Origin of the sequence: Chromohalobacter sp., from assembly GCF_039830575.1 — a bacterium.
Lineage (GTDB): Bacteria > Pseudomonadota > Gammaproteobacteria > Pseudomonadales > Halomonadaceae > Chromohalobacter > Chromohalobacter israelensis.
This window is the reverse complement of the sequence record NZ_JBDOOX010000003.1, coordinates 168,081-192,969: the sequence shown is the minus strand read 5'-3', so window position 1 is coordinate 192,969 and position 24,889 is coordinate 168,081. Positions and strand designations below refer to the sequence as shown.

The 24,889-nt window shown below is 63.3% G+C and carries 26 protein-coding genes; 14 read left to right on the top strand and 12 right to left on the bottom strand.

The genetic code is table 11. The features are described 5' to 3' along the window. Window positions 1-26 precede the first annotated feature (26 nt). The 3 genes from ABGX75_RS01880 to gpmI form a co-directional block, all read right to left on the bottom strand. The gene (locus tag ABGX75_RS01880; RefSeq protein ID WP_179152435.1) at window positions 27-1,349 is read right to left on the bottom strand and encodes a S41 family peptidase; all 1,323 of its coding nucleotides are present in this window, start codon (window positions 1,347-1,349) and stop codon (window positions 27-29) included. A gap of 151 nt (window positions 1,350-1,500) precedes the next feature. Beyond that, complete coding sequence (locus tag ABGX75_RS01875) at window positions 1,501-2,664, bottom strand: peptidoglycan DD-metalloendopeptidase family protein (protein ID WP_301968669.1); 1,164 nt, start codon at window positions 2,662-2,664, stop codon at window positions 1,501-1,503. 29 nt (window positions 2,665-2,693) lie between these two features. Next, a complete protein-coding gene (gene gpmI / locus ABGX75_RS01870) occupies window positions 2,694-4,271 on the bottom strand; it encodes a 2,3-bisphosphoglycerate-independent phosphoglycerate mutase (protein WP_287124472.1) in 1,578 nt (525 codons plus the stop codon). Between the two features lie 294 nt (window positions 4,272-4,565). Between gpmI and ABGX75_RS01865 the strand changes: the two genes are divergently transcribed. The 4 genes from ABGX75_RS01865 to ABGX75_RS01850 all read left to right on the top strand — a co-directional run bounded on the left by ABGX75_RS01865 (window position 4,566) and on the right by ABGX75_RS01850 (window position 7,124). Further along, entirely contained in the window at window positions 4,566-4,985 is a 420-nt protein-coding gene (locus ABGX75_RS01865) for a rhodanese-like domain-containing protein (protein WP_011505358.1), read from the top strand. 71 nt (window positions 4,986-5,056) lie between these two features. Then, window positions 5,057-5,551: a protein-export chaperone SecB gene (secB, locus tag ABGX75_RS01860; RefSeq protein ID WP_011505359.1), complete on the top strand. Its 495-nt coding sequence runs from the start codon at window positions 5,057-5,059 to the stop codon at window positions 5,549-5,551. 3 nt (window positions 5,552-5,554) lie between these two features. After that, a complete protein-coding gene (locus ABGX75_RS01855; protein ID WP_179152438.1) occupies window positions 5,555-6,283 on the top strand; it encodes a 16S rRNA (uracil(1498)-N(3))-methyltransferase in 729 nt (242 codons plus the stop codon). 307 nt (window positions 6,284-6,590) lie between these two features. Continuing rightward, window positions 6,591-7,124, top strand: coding sequence for a Spy/CpxP family protein refolding chaperone (locus ABGX75_RS01850; protein WP_179152439.1), 534 nt, complete (start codon window positions 6,591-6,593; stop codon window positions 7,122-7,124). 657 nt (window positions 7,125-7,781) lie between these two features. Here the strand turns inward: ABGX75_RS01850 and ABGX75_RS01845 are convergent. Together ABGX75_RS01845 and ABGX75_RS01840 are read right to left on the bottom strand one after the other, a co-directional pair. After that, the gene (locus ABGX75_RS01845; RefSeq protein ID WP_179152440.1) at window positions 7,782-8,084 is read right to left on the bottom strand and encodes a phage holin, lambda family; all 303 of its coding nucleotides are present in this window, start codon (window positions 8,082-8,084) and stop codon (window positions 7,782-7,784) included. A gap of 59 nt (window positions 8,085-8,143) precedes the next feature. Beyond that, window positions 8,144-9,394, bottom strand: coding sequence for a glycoside hydrolase family 68 protein (locus ABGX75_RS01840; protein WP_179152441.1), 1,251 nt, complete (start codon window positions 9,392-9,394; stop codon window positions 8,144-8,146). A gap of 232 nt (window positions 9,395-9,626) precedes the next feature. Here ABGX75_RS01840 and ABGX75_RS01835 point away from each other — a divergent pair, with 232 nt between their 5' ends. Beyond that, window positions 9,627-9,854, top strand: a complete 228-nt coding sequence (locus ABGX75_RS01835) for an ogr/Delta-like zinc finger family protein (RefSeq protein ID WP_347411442.1) — start codon at window positions 9,627-9,629, stop codon at window positions 9,852-9,854. Between the two features lie 306 nt (window positions 9,855-10,160). On the opposite strand, the gene ABGX75_RS01830 is transcribed toward ABGX75_RS01835, so the two are convergent. Next, window positions 10,161-11,009, bottom strand: coding sequence for an alpha/beta hydrolase (locus tag ABGX75_RS01830; RefSeq protein WP_179152443.1), 849 nt, complete (start codon window positions 11,007-11,009; stop codon window positions 10,161-10,163). A gap of 137 nt (window positions 11,010-11,146) precedes the next feature. Here ABGX75_RS01830 and ABGX75_RS01825 point away from each other — a divergent pair, with 137 nt between their 5' ends. The 5 genes from ABGX75_RS01825 to ruvX all read left to right on the top strand — a co-directional run bounded on the left by ABGX75_RS01825 (window position 11,147) and on the right by ruvX (window position 15,053). Beyond that, the gene (locus ABGX75_RS01825) at window positions 11,147-12,025 is read left to right on the top strand and encodes a LysR family transcriptional regulator (protein ID WP_347410844.1); all 879 of its coding nucleotides are present in this window, start codon (window positions 11,147-11,149) and stop codon (window positions 12,023-12,025) included. A 139-nt stretch (window positions 12,026-12,164) separates the two neighbouring features. Further along, complete coding sequence (locus ABGX75_RS01820; RefSeq protein WP_043557815.1) at window positions 12,165-12,899, top strand: S1-like domain-containing RNA-binding protein; 735 nt, start codon at window positions 12,165-12,167, stop codon at window positions 12,897-12,899. Window positions 12,900-12,977: 78 nt separating this feature from the next. Continuing rightward, complete coding sequence (gshB, locus tag ABGX75_RS01815) at window positions 12,978-13,931, top strand: glutathione synthase (protein WP_110060980.1); 954 nt, start codon at window positions 12,978-12,980, stop codon at window positions 13,929-13,931. Between the two features lie 118 nt (window positions 13,932-14,049). Continuing rightward, window positions 14,050-14,607: a YqgE/AlgH family protein gene (locus ABGX75_RS01810; protein WP_347410845.1), complete on the top strand. Its 558-nt coding sequence runs from the start codon at window positions 14,050-14,052 to the stop codon at window positions 14,605-14,607. Then, window positions 14,607-15,053 carry a Holliday junction resolvase RuvX gene (gene ruvX, locus ABGX75_RS01805; protein WP_011505369.1) on the top strand — a complete coding sequence of 149 codons (447 nt, stop codon included), beginning with the start codon at window positions 14,607-14,609 and terminating at the stop codon, window positions 15,051-15,053. Before ABGX75_RS01810 ends, ruvX begins: the two co-directional genes overlap by 1 nt. 58 nt (window positions 15,054-15,111) lie before the next feature. Here ruvX and ABGX75_RS01800 read toward each other — a convergent pair whose 3' ends face one another. Further along, the gene (locus ABGX75_RS01800; RefSeq protein ID WP_347410846.1) at window positions 15,112-16,434 is read right to left on the bottom strand and encodes an APC family permease; all 1,323 of its coding nucleotides are present in this window, start codon (window positions 16,432-16,434) and stop codon (window positions 15,112-15,114) included. 75 nt (window positions 16,435-16,509) lie between these two features. Then, on the bottom strand, window positions 16,510-17,319 hold the full coding sequence (locus tag ABGX75_RS01795; protein WP_011505371.1) for a carbon-nitrogen hydrolase family protein: 810 nt from the start codon (window positions 17,317-17,319) through the stop codon (window positions 16,510-16,512). A gap of 191 nt (window positions 17,320-17,510) precedes the next feature. Between ABGX75_RS01795 and ABGX75_RS01790 the strand changes: the two genes are divergently transcribed. Next, complete coding sequence (locus ABGX75_RS01790) at window positions 17,511-18,338, top strand: LuxR C-terminal-related transcriptional regulator (protein WP_179152446.1); 828 nt, start codon at window positions 17,511-17,513, stop codon at window positions 18,336-18,338. A gap of 43 nt (window positions 18,339-18,381) precedes the next feature. Here ABGX75_RS01790 and pyrB read toward each other — a convergent pair whose 3' ends face one another. Continuing rightward, window positions 18,382-19,413 carry an aspartate carbamoyltransferase gene (gene pyrB, locus ABGX75_RS01785; protein WP_011505373.1) on the bottom strand — a complete coding sequence of 344 codons (1,032 nt, stop codon included), beginning with the start codon at window positions 19,411-19,413 and terminating at the stop codon, window positions 18,382-18,384. Window positions 19,414-19,595: 182 nt separating this feature from the next. On the opposite strand from pyrB, the gene ABGX75_RS01780 reads away from it, so the two are divergent. Continuing rightward, window positions 19,596-20,450, top strand: a complete 855-nt coding sequence (locus tag ABGX75_RS01780) for an SDR family oxidoreductase (RefSeq protein WP_011505374.1) — start codon at window positions 19,596-19,598, stop codon at window positions 20,448-20,450. 291 nt (window positions 20,451-20,741) lie between these two features. Here the strand turns inward: ABGX75_RS01780 and ABGX75_RS01775 are convergent, their stop codons facing one another. The 3 genes from ABGX75_RS01775 to uraD all read right to left on the bottom strand — a co-directional run bounded on the left by ABGX75_RS01775 (window position 20,742) and on the right by uraD (window position 23,579). Continuing rightward, the gene (locus ABGX75_RS01775) at window positions 20,742-21,791 is read right to left on the bottom strand and encodes a homocysteine S-methyltransferase family protein (protein WP_287124463.1); all 1,050 of its coding nucleotides are present in this window, start codon (window positions 21,789-21,791) and stop codon (window positions 20,742-20,744) included. Between the two features lie 323 nt (window positions 21,792-22,114). Next, window positions 22,115-22,945: an IclR family transcriptional regulator C-terminal domain-containing protein gene (locus ABGX75_RS01770; protein ID WP_128689564.1), complete on the bottom strand. Its 831-nt coding sequence runs from the start codon at window positions 22,943-22,945 to the stop codon at window positions 22,115-22,117. 109 nt (window positions 22,946-23,054) lie between these two features. After that, window positions 23,055-23,579 (bottom strand): 2-oxo-4-hydroxy-4-carboxy-5-ureidoimidazoline decarboxylase, encoded by a 525-nt coding sequence (uraD, locus tag ABGX75_RS01765; RefSeq protein ID WP_347410847.1) that lies wholly within the window; start codon window positions 23,577-23,579, stop codon window positions 23,055-23,057. Between the two features lie 123 nt (window positions 23,580-23,702). Here uraD and uraH point away from each other — a divergent pair, with 123 nt between their 5' ends. Next, window positions 23,703-24,059, top strand: a complete 357-nt coding sequence (gene uraH, locus ABGX75_RS01760) for a hydroxyisourate hydrolase (RefSeq protein WP_011505378.1) — start codon at window positions 23,703-23,705, stop codon at window positions 24,057-24,059. A gap of 50 nt (window positions 24,060-24,109) precedes the next feature. Continuing rightward, window positions 24,110-24,853: a GntR family transcriptional regulator gene (locus ABGX75_RS01755; RefSeq protein WP_035414002.1), complete on the top strand. Its 744-nt coding sequence runs from the start codon at window positions 24,110-24,112 to the stop codon at window positions 24,851-24,853. Window positions 24,854-24,889 lie beyond the last annotated feature (36 nt).

Below are 24,889 nucleotides of genomic sequence, written 5' to 3'. Positions count from 1 at the left end.
TTTGCGTTTCAGGTGCGAGTGGAGCGTCAGTTGCCGCTCTGGGCACGGGGCAGGACGTTGAGGGCCTTGAGCAGGTTGAGGGCTTCGCCGAGCTGGTAGTCGCTTTCGGCGAGGGAGCTTTCGCGCTCGGTGCGTTCCCGCTCGCCGTTGATGTTGCGCAGGTGATTCTCGAGATCCGACTCGCGGATGCTCAGGCCGGTGGCTTCGGCGACCTCGAGGCGACCGCGCACGACTTCGACGTCCGGGGCGATGCCCTGAGCCTGGATCGAGCGGCCGTCCGGCGTGTAGTAGAGCGCGGTGGTCAGCTTCAGGCCGTCGCCATTGTTGAGCGGCAGCACCTGCTGCACGGAGCCCTTGCCGAAGCTTTCGGTGCCCATCAGCACGGCGCGTTGCTGGTCCTGCAGGGCACCGGCGACGATCTCCGCCGCCGAGGCACTGCCGCCGTTGATCAGCACGACCATGGGCACGTCCGGGGCGCTGGTCTGGGGAGAGGCCGAGAAGCGCATGTCACTGTCTGCCAGGCGGCCTTCGGTATAGACGATCAGCCCGCTGTCGAGGAACAGGTCGGCGACATCGACGGCACTGTCGAGCACGCCGCCGGGATTGTTGCGCAGGTCCAGCACCAGGCCCTTGAGATTGCCGTCGCCTTCCTCGCGCAGTGCGGCGATGGCATCGCGGGCCTGTTCGCCGGTGCGGCTCTGGAACTGGCTGATGCGCAGGTAGCCGTAGCCCGGCGACAGCATCTCATGCTTGACGCTGTCGGTGCGGATCGTCTCGCGGGTCAGCGTGACCTCGCGCGGGGCTTCCTCGCCCTCGCGCAGGATGGTCAGGCGAATCTCCTCGCCTTCGTCGCCGCGCATCATTTCCACGGCCTCCTGCAGCGACAGGCTCTCGGTGGGCGTGTCGTCGATGCGCAGGATGGCGTCCTGTGCCTGGAGTCCGGCACGTGCGGCGGGGCTGTCGTCGATGGGGGCGATGATCGTCAACTGGCCTTCCTGCATGCCGACCTCGATGCCCACGCCGCTGAACTCGCCCTCGGTGGTTTCGCGCAGTGCCTCGAAGGACTCCGCATCGAGATAGGCGGAATGCGGGTCGAGCTCGCCGAGCATGCCGCGCATGGCGTTGCGCATCAGCGTGGTGTCGTCGACCTCGTCGACATAGGCGCGCTTGATGCGCTCGAAGACCTCGGCGAAGGTTTGCACGTCTTCCACGGGCAGGGCGTCGTCGCCGGCCGGCTGTTGGGCATGCGCGGGCAGCGGCAGGGTCAGCGCACCGATCGCCAGGGCCATGCCCAGGTGCAGGCAATGGCGCACGACGAGGCGCGGGGAACGGGATTGGCTTGCAGTCATGCGGTCTCCACAACGCGGCGGAACGGGCTCGTGTCGGTCGGCCCCGGGGACGGGCCGTGGCGGGGCGAAGGCGAACCCACGCGCGCCGAGCCCCAGCATAGCCTTTATGGGTCGGCGCAATCCAGCCTGCTGGTGTGACGCATCGTGCGTCTCAGCGCCGCGCGATCCAGTCGCCGGGGTCGATGGGGTCGCCGTTCTCGCGTACCTCGAAGTACAGGGCCGGGGTGTCGCGGCCGCCGCTGTCGCCGACGGCGGCGATGGTGGCGCCACGCTCCACCTGTTCGCCGACCCCGACGGCGAAGCGTTGCAGGTGCGCGTACAGGGTCATGATGTTGTCGCCGTGGTCGATGATCACGAGGTTGCCGAAACCGCGCATCCAGTCGGCGAAGACCACGCGCCCGGCATGCACGGCGGAGACGGGGGTGCCCGACGCGGCACCGATGAGGATACCGTTGCGGTCGACACCGTCGCCGTTGCCGTAACCGGTGAGCATGTCGCCCTGCACGGGCCAGGGAAGGTCCCCCTGGGTCTGCTCGATTTGCGTGGAAGGCGGTGCCTGGTCGAGACGCTCGAGGCGCTCGCGCATGCGATCGAGCAATTGTTCGGCGTTTTCACGGTCGTCGGTGAGCGCGGCCAGCTTGGCGCGCTGGGTGGTGTAGCGCTCCTTGAACTGGGCGAGGATGGTCTCGCGCTTGCCGCGCTGCTCGCTCAGGGTCTCGCGTCGTGCGGTGAGCTCGTCGCCGAGGTCGTCCAGGCGCGCCTGATGAGACTGCAGGGCGCGCTGCGTCTCGTCGAGCTGATCCTCGAGCTTGGCCAGTGCATCGAGGCGTTGCTGACGCGCCTGGTTGAGATGGTTGAGATACTGCTGCAGGCGATCCAGTCGCGCGGGATCGCTCTGATTGAGCAACAGCTTGAGTTGCGGCGTGGGGCCGAGCCGGTACAGCGCATTGAGCTGCTTGGCGAGCGCCTCGCGCTGGTGGCGGCGCTCTATTTCCAGGGTCTGGCGGCGTTTCTTGAGCTCGGCGACTTCCTGGTCGAGCTGGTCCTGTTCGCGTTGGAGCCCGATCAGGCGCTGGTGCGTCTCGGCCAGTCGAGTCTCCACCTCGCGCAGCTCGCGCTGGGCCTCGTCGCGGGCGTCGCGCGTGCCTTCCAGGCGAGCTTGCGTCTGCTCGATGTTCTCTCCCAATGCCTCGAGCTGGCGGCGGACCTCCTCGGGAGAATCCTGCGCCCAGGCAACGGGCGGGGATAGCCACGCACACGAGATCGCCATGGCACAGGCCATGGCGATTCGCTTGCTGGATACTGGCGTCGTCATGCGCCGACTCCGCAATGCACGCACACCGTTCAGGTATTGCCGATCAGCACTCGGCCGGTCATTTCCTCGGGCACCGGCTCGTGCATCATCGTCAGCAGGGTCGGGGCCAGATCGCACAGGCTGCCGTCGTCGGCCAGCGTGGCGCCCTGACGCGGCGTGACGTAGATCAGCGGCACCTGGAAGGTGGTGTGGGCCGTCTGCGGGTTGCCGGTCTCGGGGTGCACCATCTGCTCGGCATTGCCGTGGTCGGCGGTGACCAGGCACTCGCCGCCGGCACGCTCGATGGCCTCGATCACCCGGCCCAGGCAGTCGTCCACGGCCTCGATGGCCTTGACCGCGGCATCGAAGTTGCCGCTGTGGCCGACCATGTCGCCATTGGCGTAGTTGCACACGATCAGGTCATACGTGCCCGCGTCGATGGCCGCGACCAGCTTGTCGGTGAGCTCATACGCGCTCATCTCCGGCTTCTCGTCGTAGGTCTTGACGTCCTGCGGCGAGGGGATGAGTTCGCGATGCTCGCCCTCGAACTCGTCCTCGCGGCCGCCGGAGAAGAAGAAGGTGACGTGCGCGTATTTCTCGGTCTCGGCGATGCGCAGCTGCTTCAGGCCGCGCTTGGCGACGGTCTCGCCCAGGGTGTTGACCAGGTCGGTGGGCGGAAAGGCGACCGGCGCGGGAATGTCGGCGGCATACTCGGTGAGCATCACCAGGCCCTCATGGGCCAGCTTGGGCCGTGCCTGGCGGGTGAAGCCGCTGAAGTCGTCCTCGACGAAGGCGCGGGTGAGCTCGCGGGCGCGGTCGGCGCGGAAGTTCAGGAACAATGCGGCGTCGCCGTCGGCCATGCGCACCGGCTCGCCGTGCGGGCGGATGCTGGTGGCGGCGACGAATTCGTCGGTCTCGCCGCGTTCGTAGGCGGCGTCCAGCCCGGCCTCGGCACTGGTGGCGACCTGCGAGCCTTCGCCCTCGACGATAACGCGATAGGCCTGCTCGACACGGTCCCAGCGGTTGTCGCGGTCCATGGCGTAGTAACGGCCGACGATCGAGGCGACGTAGGCGTTGTCGGCGCCGAACAGCTCGGCGAGGCGTGCGTTGGCGCGTTCCAGCGAGGCCCGGGCACTCTTGGGTGCGGTGTCGCGGCCGTCGAGGAAGGCATGCAGATAGACATGCTTGGCGCCACGCTCGGCGGCCAGCGCGGCCACGGCGAGAATGTGATCCTCATGGCTGTGCACGCCGCCCGGCGAGAGCAGGCCGAGCAGGTGCACGGCACGGCCGGCGGCCACGGCGGCATCGATGGGTGCGGTCAACACGGGGTTGCTGGCCAGCTCGTTGTCCTCGATGGCCTTGGTGATGCGCGTGAAGTCCTGATAGACGATGCGCCCGGCGCCGAGGTTCATGTGGCCGACTTCGGAGTTGCCCATCTGGCCGTCGGGCAGCCCGACATACTTGCCGTCGGTGTGCAGCAAGGCGGAGGGATAGCGTTGCTTCAACGCGTCCATGACCGGCGTCCGGGCGCTGTAGACGGCGTTGTACTCGGTGTCGTCGTTCTGACCGTAGCCATCGAGGATCAACAGCGCGACGGGACGGGGACGCTGGGTGTGGGTATCTGCCATAACATGCCTCGCGGGAATCTGATGGGCGTCGCATCGGCGGCGGGACGCCGATGACCCCGGGTGGCGGTGACACCGCGCACGGGGTTCGCGACTCACGTCTCCTTGCGGCATCATAACGCAGTCGCGGGGAGGCGTCAGCCGAGTCGCTGGGGCCGGACGCCCGCCCGTGGCTCATGTATACTAAGGCGCCCGTTGGGGCGTCACGCGTCGTCCGTCGAGCGACGACGACTCGACCGAGCGCGGCCCGACTGGATACGCGGCCCGACCGACATACAACGAGAGTTATCCGCACTCATGATCGATCAGCTATTCGAATTCGTGCAGAACCACCTGCTTTTGTCAGGCGCTTTTCTGGTGGTATTGGTGGCGTGGATCGCCTACGAGCTCAGGAACTCGAGCAACGGCGTCTCGCCGTCCGAGGCCACCGCGCTGGTCAATCGCGAGGATGGCCTGTTCCTCGACATCCGCGAGGTGAAGGATTTCAAGGCGGGGCACATCGCCGGCGCGCGCAACATTCCCCAGGGCCGCCTGAACGATCGTCTCAAGGAGCTCGAGGCGTTCAAGGAGAAGCCGGTCGTGGTGGTGTGCAAGCATGGCCAGAGCTCCGGCGCCGCTGTGGGCCAACTGACCCAGGCGGGCTTCACGCGGGCCACCAAGCTGAAGGGCGGAATGACCCAGTGGCAGTCCGACGAGCTGCCGGTGGTGCGCAAGTAATCGTTATCCCGACGGGGCGGTGCACGCCGGGCCCCGTGTCTCATGCATAGCTCAGTCAAAGGAAGTACGACATGGCGGAAGACAACAATCAGGCCGCTCAGGGTGGCAACGACGCGCAGAACCAGTTGCAGTTCTCGATGCAGCGCATCTACGTCAAGGACATCTCCTTCGAGTCGCCCAACGCGCCGAGCGTGTTCCAGAACGCGTTCAAGCCCAAGGTCGGGCTCGACCTCAACACCACCCACAAGCAGGTCGGTGAAAATCTCTACGAGGTGGTGGTCAAGGTGACGGCTCAGGTCACCAACAACGAAGACGGCGCCACGGCATTCCTCGCCGAAGTGGAACAGGCCGGTCTGTTCCGCATCGCCGGCTTGAGCGACGACCAGCTCGACCACACTCTGGGCGCGTTCTGCCCCAACATGCTGTTCCCCTATGCGCGCGAGTGCATCGACAACCTGGTCAATCGTGGCAGCTTCCCGCCACTGATGCTGTCGCCGGTCAACTTCGAGGGCATGTACGCGCAGAAGAAGAAGCGCGAGAGCGAAGCCGCCGAGAACGCGCACTAAGCGATGGCCGGACCGCGCATTCATGTGGCGGCCACGCTGGTCGCCGCAGCGGAGCTCACCCTGCCCGAAGGTGCCTCGCGCCATGTGGCGGGCGCGCTACGCCTGCGCGAGGGCGCGGCGCTGCGCCTGTTCGATGGCGAGGGCCATGAAGCCGATGCCGAGATCGTCGCCGTGGGGCGCCGCGAGGTGCGCGTGCGGATCATCGCCGTGACCGAGGGAGGTGCCGAATCGCCGCTGGCGGTGCACCTGGGCCAGGCGATCTCCAAGGGCGATCGCATGGACTACGCGATCCAGAAGGCCACCGAACTCGGCGTGGCGGCCATCACTCCGCTCTACACCGAGCACGGCGACGTGCGCCTCAAGGGCGAGCGCGAAGCCAAGAAACTCGCCCACTGGCAAGCCGTCGCGGTCAGCGCCTGCGAGCAATGCGGGCGTAGCCGCGTACCCACCGTGCATCCTCCGCAAACGCTCGACGCCTGGCTGGCAAGGCGTGACGAAACGCTGCGCCTCGTCCTGCACCCTTCCACCGACACCACCTGGCGACATGCCAGCGACGTCGCCCGCGTCGCGCTGCTCGTCGGCCCCGAAGGCGGTCTATCGCCCAACGAAATCGACACCGCCCGCGCCGCCGACTTCGCCGCCTTGACCCTCGGCCCGCGCATCCTGCGCACCGAAACCGCCCCCGTCGTTGCCCTCACGCTGCTCCAGTATCACTTCGGCGATTTGGCGTGAGTAGCACTCGCGTCTCATTTCCGGAGCTGACGCGCCTTGATTTCCGCTTCCCTCCGCTTCAACGCTAACGGATAAAACATCACCCTTTTCGAGGGTATCGTTTGGTTTTTTACACCTTTCGAGCTGAAGCGAAGCGGGAGCTCAGGCCCGAAAAATGACCTGTGACAAGTTTGGAGAGATTTGTCTTTTTTCTCCTTGACCTTTGGGGTGCCTGTAGAGAGTAAGCTTATAAAGAAGCTGCCCCACCTTACTTACCTTGTGGTGAGAAAGTGACTTCGCGCCCCGCAACATGAGGAGAGGAAATATCATGATCAAGCATAAAAAGATCTTTGCCATTGCACTGGCCTTAAGTCTTGGTGCCGCGAGCAGTACCCTCTTTGCTCAAGGCATGCATCAAGGCTTCCAGAGTCATGGCGGCATGATGAGCGGTCAAGGCGGTATGGGTTTCGGCATGATGATGGGCGGCCAGGGTGGCATGGGCTCCGGCATGATGATGGGTGGCCAAAGTGGCATGATGCCTTGCTCAATAATGAGCGGTATGGGGGCGATGTCCGGAATTCTCGACGAGCAGCAGATGAGCACCATGCGCGAGATGCGACAGGAAAACCGCTCTGCTCAACTTGATCGGATGGAGGAAATGATGAACCTGCATGATGACATGATGCAGCTCATGCAAGCGGAGCGCCCTGATCCCGAGAAAATAAAGGAACTGCATGGAAAAATGGCTACCCTCCATGGCGACATGCTGGTCGATAGAGTGCGCCTGCATAACAAAATTCAGGATTTGTTGACTGAGGAGCAGCGTGAGCAGATGCGCGGGCGCATGTCAGGATCGCAATAAATTCGAGTAAAGACCTTCACTGAAGGTGTTTTACTCGAATCCGTGGTCACAGCGAGTAGAGGTCATATAAGATGTATCATGGTGGCGGTATATATTATTGTTCCGATAACGCTTGATGTTCGGCAATCGCTCTACGCTTCTTTCTGGCGCCCGGGGGCCTTTCCACCCTAGGCCTCTGGGCTCAGTCAGCCTCGGCGCAGCCAACATGGCGAATGCTGTTCGGCGCAAGGGCCCGGAGGGCTCGGTTGCCATCCGCTTCACAGGCCATAACATGCTGGGTGTGTTGTTTCTTGTGCCTGTTCTAGGTCCCGTATTGTTTCTCACGGCCCAATGCATAAATTACAATTGGATAGCTGTTCTCATCAACCCCATGAGAGGTCCCCAACAATTTCCACCCTTCGCTCAGAAGCTCATTGACCTCTTGTAGGATAGATGAGTGCGTCACTTCGACGATGTCAAGATGCTCTGCTGACATTTTTGAATCCCTGGTCTCTGTTGGCTTTATATGCTATTAAATTATATCCGGCTTTGCGCATGCCATGGTCATTTAGTATAACGTGGCCATAAGAGAGGGTTAGAAGCTGAAGGTGACAGCCAAGTTTACCAACTCATGGTTGAAAGAGATAAGGAAGATGCTGCATTCTATATGCAACATGGTCATGATACCTTGCTGCTGATTGCTTTATCCAAGAAGAAGCGTATTTTCTTGACTCCCATGAAACCTATGACGCCTCCGACAGTAACGGTCAGCCCCTCAGAAATACCGAGATGATTCATCAGGGAGTAAGATACAAAGGTCAAGAAGCCACAGAGCATTGCCTCAATCAATACCTCTAGCTTTCCACCTCCCCTGGAAATAACCCTCAATGTCGATATGGCAGCGGAGATCAGTATTCCTGCTAGAAGAGAGTCTCCTTTAAATAATTCCTTCACGACTGCAATTGCACTTGAAATATCCATTCGGCACATCCTTTATATGATGGCGGACGAACAGTCCGCCATCATGTTTCGCGTTTTACTTATTTGGTCAGAACATTGCCCATCGGAGGAATAAAGCCGTAGTCGTATTCCTTGACGACGTAGGTGTTGTTACCCTCGATCTTGATTTCCACTGTCGGTGCCTCAGTGCCGCCGATGCGGTAGTCTTCGGTCTTGTTATCTTTCTCTACGCTATCGACGAAGGATGTCACAAGACCATTCGGCATCACGCAGTGCGAGTAGGTCTGGAACGGCTGAGAAGACGGGTTGCCCAGTACCAGGCCTGATCCATTCAACGGCGAAAACGGACCAAACAAGGAGTCGCTGACAAAGCCATAGACGCCATCCGGACCATCCAGACCATCGGAATAGGTGTACTGGTGGCTGATGGTGAAGAGGTAGTATCTCCCATCCTTGAACACAAAATGTGGACGCTCCAGTTGGTCATTAACGCCAACTGCGGTGACCAGCGGTGGGAGGAGCTCCCAGCTATCCCCCGTAAGATCGGTCGCAACGGCAATGCCAACGCAGCCACTCTGGAAGCGGGCTCCGCCGACGTCCTCAAAGCCAGGCGGGATATGACCCATGTCTTCGGTAGTGATGACATGCTCACCAATATTGCCGGCTACATTGCCTTCGAACAGCATGTAAAGTTTGCCGTCAACTGGATCAATGAAGGGAGCGGGGTCCCGGAAGTTGGTGAGCGGATTTTGATCTAAAGTCTGGTAATAGACACCGTCAGCAGTGAAGAGCTCCTTTACATCATCAAAGCCATGAAGCTTGACTTCAGTTTCCGTGGTTTCGATGCGACCTTTGACTTTCGCCATGGTCGCCCCGGGCTTGACTGCGGTGTAGTAGAGTTCCATATCACCGTTGTCGTTGAGCAGAATGGGCGTGCCAGCCCACTCTCGCTTGGTCGGTGAAACGCCTTCCTGCATGACACGGCCGCCAAAGATCCAGTTTTTACTATCCTTGGCGTACCAGTAGCATATGCGTGCCCGCCCATGACGGTCCTTCCAATCGGAAGCAATATCGTAACTACCGTCTTTATAGGTAAATTCTTCGGGCTTGCGGTCAGCCGTCAGAGTGAAGATGATTGACCAGCCATCGACTGATACGACATCACCATTCAGTTTCCGGAGTGGCATGGTATCCCAGATGAACAGGTCGTCATCCAGTACCGGAAAATCATGTCCGACCTCGGGTTGAGTCGTTGTCGGGTCATCGAATTTCACTTTAAGCGCATCTGCACGAGACCAAGAGGTAGTTTGGATCTTGTCTTGGTTAGACATTTTTGAGTGCTCACGTTGATGGGTGAGGCTTTATAAAAACATGAGTATTTGTGTGCCTGAAGGGGACGGTGTCTGGTCATCCCTCATACAACATGGTTGCTTCGATATCAGGATTTTGTTGTGTGAGAAATGAAAAACCACGTTCCTGTTGTGCCTTGGTTTGAGTTGGATTATAAATGCCCTTATAAGCCATGCATTAATAAGTTTTTATATAAATACAGGGCTTATGTGAATGTACTTGTCACCAAGGAAGGCACCCGCTATGATGCGCTGTCCAGTATGTGGAAAATCGGCACACACAAGAACGAGTCGCTATATCACGAGAACGATGAAGGAAGCCTATTATCAGTGTCAGAACATTTCTTGCTCCTGCACATTCAAGGCCATAGAGAGTTTGGATAAGATTATAAGCGCACCTATGTCTGAGAAAGATTCTCTGGTGGAAAAGCGTGCGGAGTAATTATGCTTGACGATGGTTTTTGCTTGGGTTCTAGATGAGCCTGTCACCCTCGCCTCTTGAATCATTCCTTTTCGTTTTAATGAGTTAATTTATGTAATAAATGTCATCTTTGATCATTGGATGGCGTTATTGAGTGGCCATTTTGCTTAATCGATTAAGGCTGTGGCGTCATGAGTTTCACGGCCTTGATCCTTGCCAGGAGGGAACAAGGGAAGGCGTGCGTCCGGTGCTGCTTGTGTCACCGGACGCGTTCAAACTCGCCACGGGCACCCCTCTGGAGGCGGCAAAAAGGCAGGAAAAGCCCGCCTACCGGTGCCGGTTTAGGAAGTCGACCAACAACCGTGAGATCGCTTCCGGCTGATCCTCGGGAGAGAAGTGGCCGCAGTTATCCAGCACGGTGAGTTCAGAGCCCGGGATGTCCGCCTTCAGGCGATGGGCATAATCCACGCTTTGCCAGGCGTCATTCGCCCCCCAGATGAGCTTGACCGGCAGGCTGCCGAGTTCGTGCAGTCGGTCCGCGATTTCCAGCGTGTGCTTGGGGTCGTAGTGGCGCACCTGGTGCTGAAAGAGGCTGGGTTGCCCAATGGGACCGCTGATGAAGTCAAGGTAGGTTTCGAGTGCCGAGGCCATCAGTGCGCGTCGATCATGGACGGCAGTCAATAACCATTCACGGAAATGCTCGCGATGCTCGGCGTCGGGTGCCTTGATCAGGGCTTCCAGACCGCTGGCCATTTGCTGCCGGGTGCGTGGCGAGGGAAAGCTGTCGTAACACACCGCGTCGAGCATTATCAGCGAGCGCAGTCGCTGGGGATGGAAAACCCCGAGCCGTTGGGCAATGCCGCCCCCGAAATCGTGTGCGACCAGATGAGCCGTGCTCAACTCCCAGTGATCCATCAATGCTTCCAGGATCGGCACCTGCGCGGAAATCGAGGTATCGACTGCCGGATCCTGAGGGCGCTCGGAAAGCCCGTAACCCAGTAAATCGAATACGTGCACTTGATAGCCCGCTTCGATCAAACGTGGCGCGACGTTGCGCCAGATGAAGGAAGAGGAGGGGGTGCCGTGCAGCAGGATGACGGGCTCGCCGCTCCCGTGAACGCCGTGGGCGATACGCTGGCCATCGATCAAGAGGTTTTCGGTTGCGAGATGCTTCATGGTTCGCTCCTGGCTGTCGTGCCTTTAGCAGGGGGGCGTAACGGAATGGTGGTGTCGTTCAATAGGCTGCGTTACGCTCCGAGATGACTCAAATGGATTGTTTACATATATGAATCGATATTTGTCATGTGAGTGCGATGAGTTCCAGACTTGAGATGGGCGCGCTGCAAGCGCTATGCGCCGTTGCCGATCACGGGGGCATCACACGGGCAGCAGAGCATTTGGCCCTGTCCCAGTCAGCGGTGTCGCACAAGCTCAAACGATTGGAGGATGGGCTCGGGTGCGCGCTGCTGGCGAGGCGTGCCGGGCAGTCCCCGTTCACACCGGAAGGCGAGCGATTGCTGCGCTATGCGCGGCGTATTCTGGACTTGCACGACGAGGCCGTGATGAGTCTGGGAGCGTTACCGCTGAGCGGAAAGATCCGGCTTGGCGTGACCGAGGACACGACGAGCGATGGGCTTTCGCTCATCCTCGGTCGTTTTACGCGGCGTCATCCGGAGGTCACGGTGCATACACGCGTCGGTCAGAGCCTGACGATTGAAGAGCAGATCGATCACGGCGAGCTCGACCTTGGGCTGATGCAACGCTTCGAGCATCACCAGCGCGGAACGGATGTGGTGCTCGCCAAGGAGCCACTGCACTGGGTAAAATCGCCCGATCTCGCGCTCGACATGACGCGGCCACTGCCATTGGTCGCCTTTGACGATGCCTGTTTCTATCGGCACTGGGCCATGGAAGTCGGACAGGCACTGCCGCCGGGATTTTCGACTGTCATGACATGCGCCAGCATCTCCGGCGTGGTGGCCGCCGTGAACGCGGGCCTGGGAATTTCGCTAATCAACAAGCGGCATGTCACCCCGGAGATGGTGATCATGGATCGTGAACTGACGCCGCCTCCGACGATCGTTTATGTCCTCAGAGTGGGGCGCAAAAGCCATTCGCCTGCCGTCCGTGGCCTAGTGGAAGAACTGGCGAGCGAGTTGGGCGAGAACGTTGACTCTCTGGATCGTCACTAGCCAGACGATGGCGCGCGGTGGGGCGTCCTGAATGGCATCGCCTGCCGGCCATTGACGATGCCGCTCCAAGCAACGCCCTTTGCTCGCGTTGCCGGGCGGCGTCATAATGAGGACATATCTCTCGTCAGTGGTCGCCATCATGTCCCGTTCCCCAGATCCCGCCCCGCGTTCCTCCGCTCCCGGCCGGCGTGCGTCGAGTTCGACGCGCCCACCCCTGGCGCGTATCGGTGAGGTGGCGTATCTCAAGGTGGTGGCGGTCAATACCACCGGGGCCTTTCTCGACTGGGGCCAGCCGAAGGACGTGTTGCTGCCGTTCGCCGAGCAGCGCTTCCGGCCGGAGGTGGGCAAGCGCGTGCTGGTGATGCTGTACGAAGACGCCCAGGGACGGCCGGTGGCGTCCATGCGGCTCGATCGCTTCCTGGCCGATGAGGCCACGGACCTCAAGGCCGGCGATCAGGTGGCGCTGGTGGTCGCCGAGCGTACCGACCTGGGCTTCAAGGCGGTGGTCGATCACCGCTATTGGGGGCTTCTGTACGCGGATGACATCGTCCATCCGCCGCGGCGCGGTCAGCGGCTGACGGGGTACATCAAGCGCGTACGCGAGGATGGGCGTCTCGACCTTGCCATGCTGCCGCCCGGCGAGGCGGGGCTCGATGTGGTCGGCGACAAGGTGCTGGCACTGCTGCGCTGTCACGGCGGCTTCGTGGCGCTGGGCGACAAGACCCCCGCCGCCGAGATCAAGGCGCGGGTGGGCGTGAGCAAGAGCGCCTTCAAGCAGGCCGTGGGTCGGCTCTACAAGAAACGGCTGATCACCATCGAGGCGGAAGGCATCCGCCTGACGCGCGAGGCGATCGACGACGCTTCGTCCGACTGAGGCGTCGCCGGCGTCTTGGTCTTCCGTTGACGGCTGCGGCATACTGCGCGCATCCATTCCTTACCCGGAAGACCGATCATGAGCGAGCGCGCCTTGAAGCTCGGCGTGGTGATGGACCCCATCGCCGATATCGCCTACAAGAAAGACACCACCCTGGCCATGCTGTGGGCCGCCCAGGAGCGCGGCTGGTCGCTGTACTACCTCGAGCCCGAAGACCTGTACCTGGAAGGCGGACGCGCCATGGGCCGCATGCGCGCGCTGGAAGCCTATCGCGACCCCGAGGCCTGGTACCGGCTCGACGTATCGCGGGCCGCGCCGCTGGCGGAGCTCGACGTGATCCTGATGCGCCAGGACCCGCCGGTGGATGGCCATTTCCTCAATGCCGTGCATTTGCTGGGCTTCGCCGAGCGCGAGGGCGTGCTGGTGGTCAACCCGACGCAGGCGCTGTTGACCAGCAACGAGAAACTCTTCGCACAGCAGTTCCCGCAGTGCATTCCGCCCTCCGTGGTGTCCTGTGACGACGGCGTGCTGCGCGACTTCCACGCCCGGCACGGCGACGTGATCCTCAAGCCGCTGGATGGCATGGGCGGCAGCGGTATCTTCCACATCACGCCGGAAGGCCGGAACCTGGGCTCGGTCATCGAGCAGCTCACCGAGCGCGGCACGCGCCAGATCATGGCGCAACGCTATCTGCCCGAGATCCAGGCCGGTGACACGCGCATCCTGCTGATTGACGGCGAGCCGGTGCCCTATGGGCTGGCGCGCATTCCCAGCGCCGGCGAGACGCGTGGCAACCTGGCGGCCGGCGGCCGTGGCGAGGCTCGCGAACTCACCGACCGCGACCATTGGCTGATCGAGCAGGTCAAGCCGGCGATTCTCGAGAAGGGACTGATCTTCGTGGGGCTCGATGTGATCGGCGATTACATCACCGAGATCAATGTCACCAGTCCCACTTGCGTGCGCGAAATCGACGCGCAGCGCGGCACGGATATCGGTGGTCAATTGATGGAGGCCATCGCCCGGCGCTTTTGAGCGGGACGCGCCGTCGCATGATGGCGAGCCCCGTGCCGGGGAGTGATACAATCGCCGTGAAAGGCACCAATTTCGGCGTGCGCTAGAGGCGAGGCGCGCCTCGACGCCTGGGAGGCTCATGCAAAGCTTGAAGCACCATTTTTTGCTGGCGATGCCGCATCTCGACGACCCCAATTTCAAGGGGACGCTGACCTATCTCTGCGATCACGATGAAAACGGCACCATGGGCGTGATCGTCAATCGGCCCATGGAGCTGACGCTCGATGCGCTGCTCGAGCAGCTGGAACTGGATGCCGTCGAGTGTCCGTGTCGCGAGATGCCGGTCCACTACGGCGGGCCTGTCCACAAGGATCGCGGCTTCATCCTGCATCGCGGCTCGAGCCTGCCCTGGGACTCCAGCCTGCAGGTTGCCGACGACATCGCGCTGACCACTTCCATGGACATGCTCAAGGCGATCGCCAACGGCCAGGGGCCGGAAGACTTCATCGTCTGCCTTGGCTGCGCCGCCTGGCAGGCCGGTCAGCTCGAGGACGAACTCAAGCAGAACACCTGGCTGACCGTGGAAGGCGATGCCTCGATTCTGTTCGAGGTCCACGCGGAGCAGCGCCTGAGCGCGGCGGCGGGGATACTCGGCATCGACCTGAACCTGATGAGCCGCGAGGCGGGGCATTCCTGATGGCCGAGGCCGGACAACGGCTGGTGCTGGCGTTCGACTTCGGGACGCGGCGCATCGGCGTGGCGGTGGGTAACGAAATGCTGGGCAGCGCCACGGCGTTGGCGCCGTTGCCCGCGCGTGACGGCATCCCCGACTGGCAGCAGATCGCGGCGCTGCTCGAGGAGTGGCAGCCGGACCTGCTGGTGGTGGGGCTGCCGCTCAACATGGACGGCACCGAGTCGGACATGAGTCGGCGGGCGCGCAAGTTCGGCAATCGCCTGCACGGGCGCTTCGGCAAGCCGGTGGAGGTGTTCGACGAACGCGGCTCCACGCGTGCCGCCAAGCGCATCGCCCGCGACGCCGGGCACCGCGGCAACTATCGTGACGATGGCGTGGACGGCATCGCCGCGCAGTTGATCCTGGAAAGCTTCTTCGCCGACGACACCTTCCTGCAACGCATGCCGTGACGCACCACGACCGGCCAGGAGCCGGTCGTGATGTCATGCGCGATCGGTGGCGTGCGCATCAACCATCCATATGCAGTTCCGGCGTGGGCCGGCTGAAGCCGCGCGTCAGCCAGACCAGCCATGCCAGGCCGAAGGCCAGCCATGCCCCGCCCAGCATGATCGCCAGGTGATCCAGGCTCAGCATCAGCCACAGGATCGCGCCCAGGCCGATCAGCGGGCAGATCAGGAACCACAGCGTTTCCATGCCGCCGCGCCGGCGTTCCTTCAGGTAGTAGTGAAAGATCACCGAGAGATTGACCAGGGCGAAGGCCAGGAAGGCGCCGAAGTTGATGAAGGATGCCGCCGAGAGCACATCCATGGTCAGCGCCAGTAGCGCGACCACGCCGCTGAGCAGCAGGCCGCCCAGCGGCGTGCCGAAGCGGCTCAACTTGCCCAGCCAGCGCTTCGGCAGGACGTCGTCGCGACCCATGGCGTAGAGCAGGCGCGCGCCGCTGGCCTGGGCGGCGATGCCGGAAGCGAACTGGCCGACCACCAGCCCGATCAAGAAGATCGAGACGAAGATGTCGCCGCCGATGTTGCGGGCGATCTCGTAGGCGGCGGCGTCGGGGTTGGCGAAATCATGCCCCGGCGCGGCGAGCTGCACGAAATACGACACCACCACGAAGATCAAGCCGCCGATCAAGGTGATCAACAGGATGGCACGCGGCAGGGTGCGTTGCGGGTCCTTGGTTTCCTCGGTCAACGTGGTGACGGCATCGAAGCCCAGAAAGGAGTAACAGGCCACGGCGGCGCCGGCCATCAATACCGGCAGGGTCGCGGCCGAGTCAGCGCCCAGGAACGGCGTCAGGCTCCAGAAGGGCTGCGTGGGGTCGCCCAGCACGTAGTGCATGCTCAACCCCACGAAAGCGACCAGGACCAGGATCTGCACCAGCATCATCACGCTGTTGACCACGCTGGCGAGCCGGAGGCCGAGGATGTTGATCACCGTGGTAACGGCAATGAACGCCAGCAGCCACAATGGCGTGGGCACGGCGGGAAACGCCGAATGCAGGTAAGCGGCACCGATCAGCCAGATCACCATGGGCAGGAACAGGTAATCGAGCAGGATCGCCCACCCGGCGATGAAGCCCAGGCGGTCGTTGATGGCGTGGCGCACGTAGGCATAGGCGGAGCCGGCCACCGGGTAGGCGCTGGCCATTCTTCCATAGCTGTGCGCGGTGAACAGCATGGCGATCAGCGCCGCCAGGTAGGCGCCCGAGACGGCGCCTTCCGTGGTGACGGCGAGCACGCCGAAGGTGCCCAGCACGATGATGGGCGTCATGTACGCCAGGCCGAACAGTACGACTTGGCCCAGGGAGAGGGTCTTCTTCATTTGGTTCATTGTCGCCTCCTGATTGTGGTTGTTGCGACTCGTGGTCGTTGCGACTGGTTGAGGGAGGGTTGCGAGTGCCTGGGATCAGAAATGCCAGTAGCGGCCGCGCCCGATATCCTCGCGCCGGCCCTGCAGCCCGATGCGGCAGTCCTGCTGGTAGTCGTAATCGCGCCGTGCCGCCGGCAAGCGTTGCAGGTCGAGCTGCAGCGTGGTCACGCTTTCCTCGCGCTCGGCGCGGAACAGCGTCTCGCCGTCCGGGGCGACCAGTGCGCTCTCGCCGGCGAAGGTCAGCCCCGCGCCTTCTCCCGCGCGGTTGGTCATGGCGACGAAGTAATGATTGTCCTGCGCGCGGGCCTGGGCGGCGCGCGCATGCACCGGCCCGTAGGGGTCCATGTTGCCGTTGGTGACCAGCAGCAGGTCGCAGCCGAGCTGCCCCAGTGCCCGCGCCGGCTCGGGGAACTCCAGGTCGTAGCAGATCAAGAGACCCACCTGGAGGCCGCGCCACTCGACGCAGCCCACGCGGTGACCCTCGCCGACGAGTTGGCGTTCGTCCGGCCACAGGTGCGCCTTGCGATAGCGCAGCGCGATGCCGTCTTCGGGGGTGATCAGTACGGTGGTGTTGAAGACGCCTTCGGCGTCGCGCTCGAGAAAGCCCACGGCCAGCGCGGTGTCCTGCTCGCGGCTGGCGGTGACGAGGGCGTTGAGCTCAGGCCCCTCCAGCGCCAGGGCGCGATCCTCGACGTGCCCGGGTTCGGCGAAACCGGTGAGGTGCGTTTCGGGAAAGACAATCAGGGATGTCTCGGCGTCGGCGTCGCGTAGGCAGGCCAGCGTCCGCGAGAGGTTGTACGCGATGTCACCCTCGCGCCCGGCCAGTTGTGCCAAGGCTATCTGCATGAAAAACTCCGAAGGTATTGTATGGCTGTCGGTATCGGATGCCTTTCAGTATCCGTCATCACACGGCGGTGACCATTCCCCGACGGGGTTACCCCTGCGGGGGGAGCGAGGAGCGTTGTGAAGAGCATGGTCGGTAGCGTGCCGAAAAGAGGGCCAAAGAGCATGCCTGGAAGAGCGCCGAGGAGAGCGACATGACAAGCGAGCCGCAGCCGGCAACGTCCGCCCCCGGCCGGACCAGCCTGGAGAGCCTGGCCTGGCACCGTGCCTTCGGCGGGTTGGCGGCGTCGCTGGATGCCCCCGATTTCTGGCTGGCGGCGGTCCGCACGATCGGCGCGCACCTTGCCTTCGATACCTGGGTGGCGTTGATCTTCCACCATCATCGGCCGCCCCGGATCCTCGCCGAAAGCGACGAGGACGATGGCGCCGACGAGGCGCTCTTCCAGGACTACCAGCGTGGCCTGTACCTGCTCGACCCGTTCTACATCGACGCCAAGGGGCGTGCCCGCGAGGGGCTCTACACCCTGGCCGACGTGGCGCCGCAGCGCTTTCGCCACACCGAGTACTATCAGCGCTATTTCCAGCGCAACATCGTCGCCGACGAGGTGCAGTTCAACTGCCCGCTCGACGCCGAGCGCACGTTGTGTCTCTCGCTGGGGTCGACCCGGGCCTTCGATCATGCCGCGCTGGGACTGTTGAGCCTCATCCAGCCCTGGATGCTGGCGTTGATGCGCCAGCGCATGCATTTCGAGTTCGAGGGCGAGGACGGCACGCCGCCGGGGCCGCATCCCTGGCATCCCCGTCCCGGCACGCCGCGCGAGCTGGATTCACGCTACGCACTGACCGAGCGGGAGCGCGAGGTCAGCCAGCTCATGCTGGGCGGCAGCTCGACCAAGGAGATCGCCCGACGGCTGGCGATCTCGGTGGAAACCGTACGCGCCCACAAGAAGCATCTCTACGCCAAGCTGGGCATCAACTCGCAGTCGGAGCTGTTCTCGCTGTTCTGGCAGGCGCGCCCCTAGGCCTGGCAGAACAACCGTCTGCGCCGGCCCGGGGCGCTCGGGTCTACAACGTGCGGTCGTCGACGCCGAAGGTCGGCGGCACGAACCAGCGCACGTCCTGGGCGTCGCGCTCGATGTAATCCTCGACGCGCAGCAGGTTGGCGAAGATCGCCATGCGCATGGGAATGCCATTGTCGGCCTGGCGGAAGATGGCCAGGCGCGGGTCGCCATTGAGGTCGACGTTGAGATCGTTGGCGCCGGGACGGCTGTCGCGCGGCAGGGGGTGCATGACGATGGTGGTCGGCGAGCAGCGCTTGTCGAGGAAGGCGCGATCGACGATGAAGTCCTGGGAGATGCCGGCGAAGGTCTCCGACATCTCGTCGGTGAAGCGCTCCTTCTGGATACGCGTGGTGTAGATCACGTCGAGGTCGCCGAAATCGTTGGCCAGGCTCTCGCGCTGCTCCACACGATGGCCTCGCGAGGCAACCAGATCGATCAAGTGACGCGGCATTTCCAGCCCCGGGGGCGATACCAGCGTGATGCGCAGCGGGTCGAACAGCGACAAAAGCTTGATCAGCGAGTGCACGGTGCGGCCATGCTTGAGATCGCCGGTCAGCAGCAGGTGCGCGCCTTCGAGACGCTTGCCCAGGCGCGTGAATTCCTTCTCGATGGTGTAGAGGTCCAGCAGCGCCTGACTGGGGTGCTCGCCGGGGCCGTCGCCGCCGTTGATCACCGGCACTCGCGTGGCCTCGGCGAATTCCGCCACGGCGCCCTGGTCGGGGTGGCGCAGGACGATGGCATCGACGTAACCGCCCATCACGCGGCTGGTGTCGTAGAGGGACTCGCCCTTGGCCATCGACGAGAAGGTGAAGCCGGTGGTGTCGCAGACACTGCCGCCGAGACGCGAGAACGCCGCGTGAAAGCTGATGCGGGTCCGCGTGCTGGCTTCGAAGAACAGGTTGCCGAGCACCGCGCCCTCAAGCACGCGGGTCACCTTGCGCCGTTGGGCGAAGGGCTCCATGCGGCCGGCGAGCTGCATCAGGTGTTCGACGTAATCGCGGGACAGGGAATCGACGGAAAGCAGGTGGGGACTCATCGGTAGCCTCGCAAGTGGCGCAGGGGATCGCTGCGCGTAGTGTACGCATCCCGGACCCCGGCTTCATCCGTTGCTTTCAGCGAACGCGATGCGGCGCCCGACCGGTACGGTTCGCTTGGCCTGGACGTCGGCGGCTTCTATGGTGAGACATGGTAGTTCCCACCATTCAAGGAGCGAATGACATGGGCGAGCAACACTTCCCCGCGCAGGAACAGGCCGACCAGCCCGGCGACGAACATGCCATGCGGCCCGAGCCAGAGTACATCCGCGACAGCTATCGCGGCACCGGCAAGCTCGACGGCAAGGTCGCCATCATCACCGGCGGCGACAGCGGCATCGGTCGTGCCGTGGCAGTGCATTTCGCCCGCGAGGGCGCCAATTGCGTCATCGTCTATCTCAACGAAGCGCGCGACGCCGAGGATACCCAGGCGCTGGTCGAAGCCGAGGGGCGCGAGTGCGTCCTGGTGCAAGGCGATGTCGGCGACCCGGTGCTGTGTCGCCATGTGGTCGACACGACGCTGGCGAGCTTCGGCGCGGTCAATATCCTGGTCAACAACGCCGCCGAGCAGTATGACTGGGACGATGTCACGCAGATTCCCGACGACCAGGTACAGCGGACCTTCCAGACCAATGTCTTCAGCCATTTCTACATGGCCAAGTACGCGCTGCCCCACATGCACGAGGGCGACACCATCATCGCCACCTCATCGGTCAATGCCTTCAAGGGCAATGACACGCTGATCGACTACACGGCGACCAAGGGAGCCATCCAGGGGCTGGTGCGTTCGCTGGCGATGTCCCTGGTGGATCGCGACATTCGCGTCAACGCCGTCGCCCCTGGCCCGGTATGGACGCCCCTGATCCCCGCCAGTTTCGACGAGGACAAGGTCGCCGGCTTCGGAGGCCAGGTGCCCATGGACCGCGCCGGCCAGCCCAGTGAAATGGGCCCCGCCTACGTCTATCTCGCCAGCGAGGAGTCTTCCTACATGAACGGCCAGACGCTGCATCTCAACGGCGGCGTGATCCTCAATACCTGAACCGAGAGAGGGGGGCGATCATCGCTTTCGGTGAGGCGCTCAGGCCTCTACGGGCGCCATCACCTGCTTCAATTCCTGCTAGGCAGTCAGGCCCTGGGGATCACGTTCATGGCCTATTCCGCTTTTCTTGCCACCGCCCCAGGCCGCCTGGGGCGGGGCTATCTGGACCATGTTGGTCCAGATCGATCTTGCCCCTGAACGCTTATCTGACGTTCGACCGTCTCTGACATGAGATACATCGGTTGCTCGGTGGTTATGGAGCCGAGCAACCGATTCATCATGAATAATGACTTAGGCCTTTTCCCCCAGGGCGGCGATATGCTCCGGCAAGCGCTCATGGGAGCCGTACATGAAGTGGTTCTCCATGCGCTCAGCAAATTGGGCGGCTTCCGGTTCACGCCCCACGGCCATGGCCACTTCGCGCACGTGCATCGGCGATGCCCCGCAGCATACGCCGAGGTAATTGACCCCCAGGGCATGAACGTCGCGCGCAAAGGCGCCGAGCTCGTAACGGTTGCAGAACAGCGGGTCCAGGGCGGTCGGGAAGGCGCGTCCGTGGGGCGCCGGGCAGCTGCATCCCTGATTGTCGGAGAGGTTGAAGAACGTCGGCTCCTGCTCGGTAGTGCGATAGGTCACCGGCAGTGCCGCCACATGGCAGGTAACGGCGTCGCGAATCTGCTGGATCCAGGGGCGCATGGTGTCCGGCCCTCTGAAGCAGTTCAGGCCGACCACGCTGGCGCCCTGCTGCTCGAGGGCGACACAGGTTTCCACGATGCCGGGGCCATCGACCATGCGGTTCTCGGCCATCGGCGCCAGGGTGACGACGGCAGGCAGCCCCTGGGCCTTGATCGCTGCCAGGGCCGCTTCGGCTTCGCCGGCATAGTAGAAGGTTTCCGCGATGATGAAATCGGCGCCTTCCTCGACGGCCCATTGCACCATCTCGTCGAACATGGCGCGCACGCTCTGCTGGGCGGCCGGATCTTCCGGGTCCCAGACGTTGCTGTTGGAGATGTTGCCGGCCATCAGGTTGCCGGGTTTTTCATCGGCCACCTTGCGAGCGATCTTCAACGCAGCCCGGTTCAGTGGTTCCAGCAGCTCTTCCTTGCCGATCACCCGCATTTTTTCGCGGTGGCCGTTGTAGGTGAACGCCTGAACGACGTCCGACCCCGCATGCTGGAAATCGCGATGCAGCGCTTCCAGCGCGTCCGGGCGCAACAGCGCCACTTCGGGCACGAACTCACCAGCGGAGAGATAACCGCGCCGTTCGAGCTCGAACAGAAAGCCCTCGGCACAGATAAGCGGGCCCTGGTCGAGTCGTTGGGTGATCAGGTCTTGCGTCATGGATGAATGCCTCGGGGGTGGTGTGCGTCTTCAATCGAGGCCGCATTTTGGCAGCCCCGTGGCTTCCACCACCAATGAAGAATTCCCACCTAAAAGTGAATCAGGCTCATGTTGATAGGGGGTTCTAGTAGGGAAGTGCATACCCCATCAGCTCTGTCGCTGCAGGTTCCCCGATGATCAGATGGGCGACAGGCGTTATCCTTCGCGGGCCGCCAAGTACGCCAGGTCGTTCATGACGCGGGTGGAAGAGAAGCCCCAGCCAATCAAGCAACGATAGTGAGAGGTTTCTAATGAGAAGGCTGAGACTAAATTAGCCTGTCTGCTCAGTCCTGAGCGCCGGGCAGTCGCCCGCCCAGGCGCGCCGTGATCTCGCGGGCGGCTCGGCTCACCAGGCCGCCGAGTTCGGCGAGCCGTGCTTCGGGAATGCGTGCGGCGGGACCGGACACCGAGATGGCGGCGAGCGGCAGACCGTTCTCGTCGTGCAGCGTCGCTGCAACGCAGTTGAGGCCGATGGCGTGTTCCTCGCGATCGCAGGCATAGCCCTGGCGGCGGATCTCGCCGAGGGCGTCGCGCAGGCGGGATGGGGTGTCGAGGGTATTGGGCGTCACCTTGTCGAGGCCGCGCGTGTGGAGGATGCGCTCGACCTCGTCGCGCGGCAGCCAGGCGAGCAGGGCCTTGCCGACGCCCGAGGCGTGCAGCGGGGCGCGTGAGCCCAGCCGCGTGATCATGCGCATCATCTGCGGCGACTCGCTCTGGGCGAGGAACACGGCCATGCCCTGATCCCGGATACCCAGGTTGGCGGTTTCCCCGGTCTCCGCCGTCAATTGATGCAGGAAGGGGCGGGCGGTGGCGACGAAATCGCGTGCCTCGAGGAAGGCATTGCCCACGCGGAATGTCTTGGCGTCGATATGCCACACGCCCATCTCCGCGTCCTGGGCGATGAAGCCCTGCTGGTGGAGCGCCTGCAGCAAGCGGTGCGTGGTCGACGGGGCCAGACCCACGATCTGGGCGATATCGGACAGGGCCAGCCCACCGGGAGCGGCAGCGAGCCCTTCGAGGATATTCAGGCCCCGCACCAGCGATTGGCTGTGGCCGCTGGCGGCCTTGCCGTTGCCGGCGGGGCGTCCGACCGTCTTGCGTTTGCTTTCCGTCACGCCTGGCTCTCTCTCACGAAGCATTCATGGAAAATTCTTCCATGAATTCCGCTGCCTCGCCAGCCCACCAAAGACGCACGCTGCCGCTCATTCCGATGCAGGACGGCCTTCAGGTGGCATGGGCGTCCAGGCGTAGTCGCGCGATGCGATGGATCTGCGCGATGGCGGAACGGCGTTCCTCGTCGGGCCCATGCGCGAGGCGGAGCTCGAAGGCATCGAGAATCTCGTGACGGTGGTAGCCCTTGACCGCCATCACGAAGGGAAAGCCGAAGCGTGCCTGGTAGGCGGCGTTCAGGCGCTCGAAGCGGGCCAGCTCGTCCGGGGTACACTGATCGAGCCCGGCACCGGCCTGTTCCTGGCTCGAGGCCTGGGTCAGCCCGCCAGCCAGCGCGACCTTGCCGGCCAGGTCGGGGTGCGCGCGGATGACCGTGAGCTGGCGCTCGGCGGGGGCGGCGTCAAGCACGGCGGCCATTGCCTCGGCGAGACCCGCGGGGCTGTCGTGGCGGGTGTCGAGGCCGGCGTCCCATACCGCTTCGGCGATCCACGGAGAGTGTTCGTAGATGCCGCCATACGCGGCCACGAAGGCCTCGCGGTCGAGTTGCGTGGGGCGCGGCGAGAGCAGGGCATGGCGCATGCGCGTCTCCTGATGCTATGTTGTTCGGGATTGTTGTATACAAAAATCAGGGTAAGCGGTGGCGCCACGGGCGTCCATCCCGGGCTGCCGCTCGATGCCCGCCGACGATCGCAAGGAGTGACCATGGGCTATCTCACCACGCACGTTCTGGACACCGCTCGGGGCTGCCCCGCACGCGGCATGCGCCTGTCGCTGTATCGGCTCGATGGCGACACCCGCCAGGCGCTGGGCGAGTTCGTGACCAACGAGGATGGCCGTTGCGATGGACCGCTGCTGGAGGGCGAAGCCTTCCGGGTGGGCGAGTACGAGCTGCTGTTCGAGGCCGGCGAGTATCTCGATCGCCAGGACGAGGTCCCGCCGACGGGGCCGCGCTTTCTGGCGCGGATTCCGCTGCGCTTCGGCATCGACGATGCGGGCGCCCACTACCATGTCCCGCTGTTGCTGTCCCCCTTCGGTTATTCCACCTACCGCGGTAGCTGATGTCGGGCGGGCAATGCGATGATCAGCGCAAATGCATTCGGGAGCCGTGAATGAGCGAGTCACGTCAGGCGCATGCCGCCAAGAAAACGCGTCGCAACGAGGGCAAGGCCGGCGACGGTGCGCAGCGTCATGACGCCATCTATCGTGCGATCAGCGACGCCATCATCGAACATCGCCTGCAGCCCGGTGCGCGTCTGCGCGAGGATGCCCTGTCGGACGTCTTCGGTGTCAGCCGCACCGGCATCCGCAAGATCCTGCAACGCCTGGCCCTGGAGCATCTCGTCACCTTGACGCCACGTCGCGGCGCGAGCGTCTCGCGGCCGACCGCCGAGGAAGCGCGCGATGTCTTCGCCGCGCGGCAACTGGTCGAGTGCGGGCTGATGGAGCAGGTCGTGCAGCGGGCCACGGCGGCGGATGTGGCGCGGCTGCGCGACGACGCGCGCCGCGAGCGTCAGGCACTCAAGGCCGGCAAGCAGAGCGAGGCGATCAAGCTGTCGGCGGCCTTCCATGTGCGTCTGGCCGAGCTGGCGGGCAACGCCACGCTCAGCGAATTCGTCGGCCGGTTATGCTCGCGCTCGTCGCTGATCCTGGCGGTTTACGGCAACACCGGCCACCTCGGTTGCGAGTCGCACGACCACGACGAACTGATCCGCCACCTCGAAAACGGCAACGGCGAGCGTGCCCGCGCCTTCATGCAGCGCCACCTCAAGGCCATCGAAGCCTCGCTCTCCATTGCCGAGGCGCCTGAAGAAACCCCGGACCTGAAGCGGATCTTCGACGGCGCGCTCGGCTGATGCCCCGCCGTCGCCGGCGGGACATTCAAGATATCG